We start from the raw sequence: 1904 nt of genomic DNA, 5'->3' as shown, positions 1-1904 counted from the left end.
CGTGCGGGCCGCCGGGACGGAACCATGCGCCGCCGCGCGGCGGCGCGTGCGAGGCCGCTACGCGCGCAACGCCTGCTCGATCGGCACGCTGCCGCCGACGAAGCCGACGATCTTGCGCGAGATGCCGAGCTTGATCGCCTCGATCGCGGCCCAGGCCACATCCTGGCGCGACACGGGCGGGGCGGCTTCGAACCACGCGTCGGTCAGCGCGATCTTGCCGACGCCCGGATCGTCCGTGAGCGGGCCGGGGCGCAGGATCGCGTAGTCGACGCCCGACGCGATCACGCGATCGTCGCCTTCGCGCTTCATCTGCGAGTAGTGGCGCAGCGCGTCCGGGCCGAGTTCGGGCCGGTACGCGGACAGCGAGCTGATCACCACGAGCTTCTGCGCGTTGTAAGCGAGCGCGTATTCGGCTGCGCGGGCGACCGCGTCGCGGTCGACCTGCTCCTCTTCGGCCGCGCCTTCCGATTCGGCCGAACCGGCTGCGTAGATCACGTGCGAGATGCCCTGGAATGCGTGCGAGAAATCGTTCGTCAGATCGGCCTCGACCACCCGTGCGCCCGCCAGCGCATAGCCGTGGCGGCGCACGAGCGCCGTGACCTCGAACTCCGGCTGCTTGAGCAGCAGATCCGCGCAGGCCTGGCCCGTTCGGCCGGTCGCGCCAATCAGCAGTACCTTCGTCGTCATGAAACCGCTCCTTGCTCGATGCGTCATCCTTCCAGATAGGGACGGACGACCGATAACTCAAGTGTAATGTCGATTTGCCGCCGCGGCGGGTGTGTATTAAGGGGCGTACCGGCATCGGGCGTACCGGCACCGGGCGTACCGGCACCGGGCGCCCGCCGGGGCTGCCCGACGCGGGCACGCGATCTGCAACGGCGCGACCGATACCGATATTCCGGCCGCCATTCATTCACACGGATGCGGGAATGACGCGCCGACCGGCTATCATGTGCGCGATGCATTTTTCGCCGTTACGTCATACAACGCATCGGCCCACTGGTTGGAGTACACATGGCATTACCCCTGGACAACGTCAGCATGGCCGTGTTCTGCGACTTCGAGAACGTCGCGCTCGGCGTGCGCGACGCGAAGTACGAGAAGTTCGACATCAAGCCCGTGCTGGAGCGCCTGCTGCTGAAGGGCAGCATCGTCGTGAAGAAGGCCTACTGCGACTGGGATCGCTACAAGGGCTTCAAGGCGTCGATGCACGAGGCCAGCTTCGAGCTGATCGAGATTCCGCACGTGCGCCAGTCGGGCAAGAACTCGGCCGACATCCGGCTCGTCGTCGACGCGCTCGACCTCTGCTACACGAAGTCGCACGTCGATACGTTCGTGATCATCAGCGGCGACTCGGATTTTTCGCCGCTGGTGTCGAAGCTGCGCGAGAACGCGAAGAAGGTGATCGGCGTCGGCGTGAAGAAATCGACGTCGGACCTGTTGGTCGCGAACTGCGACGAATTCATCTTCTACGACGACCTGGTGCGCGAGCAGCAGCGCACGCTCGCCAAGCGCGAACAGCAGCAGCGCGCGGGCAACGGCGGCGCGAAGCGGCCGGACGAGCCGTCGTCGCGCAAGCACGACATGGACGCGCGCAAGGCCGAGGCGATCGCGCTGGCGGTCGAGACGTTCGACGCGCTCGCGTCGGAGCGGGACGACGTCGGCAAGATCTGGGCGTCGGTGCTCAAGAGCGCGATCAAGCGTCGCAAGCCGGATTTCAACGAGTCGTATTACGGGTTCCGCGCGTTCGGCAACCTGCTCGACGAGGCGCAGGCGCGCGGCCTGCTCGAAGTGGGACGCGACGACAAGTCGGGCGCGTTCGTGTCGCGGGCACGCCAGTCGGTGGCCGCGGAGCACGTCACGGCGGGCGGTGAGTGCGGTTTGTAATGATACGGAGACCACCG

Annotated in this window: 1 protein-coding gene and 1 pseudogene; one reads left to right on the top strand and one right to left on the bottom strand. The window is 66.6% G+C overall.

What is annotated here, in order from left to right; all coding sequences use genetic code 11:
- Positions 1 to 57: 57 nt before the first annotated feature.
- On the bottom strand, positions 58 to 687 hold the full coding sequence (locus G3N93_RS39440; protein ID WP_174935079.1) for an NAD(P)H-binding protein: 630 nt from the start codon (positions 685 to 687) through the stop codon (positions 58 to 60).
- Between the two features lie 327 nt (positions 688 to 1014).
- Between G3N93_RS39440 and G3N93_RS39435 the strand changes: the two are divergent.
- A pseudogene (locus tag G3N93_RS39435) lies at positions 1015 to 1881 on the top strand (NYN domain-containing protein); the annotation flags it as partial.
- Positions 1882 to 1904 lie beyond the last annotated feature (23 nt).

It is taken from the genome of Burkholderia sp. Se-20378 (assembly GCF_017104665.1).
GTDB classification, from domain to species: domain Bacteria; phylum Pseudomonadota; class Gammaproteobacteria; order Burkholderiales; family Burkholderiaceae; genus Burkholderia; species Burkholderia lata.
This window is presented reverse-complemented; position numbering and strand designations above follow the sequence as displayed.

Bases quoted from the DNA above. Each gene is read 5' to 3' on its own strand.
- G3N93_RS39440 (WP_174935079.1), bottom strand. From the start codon at position 687: ATGACGACGAAGGTACTGCTGATTGGCGCGACCGGCCGAACGGGCCAG.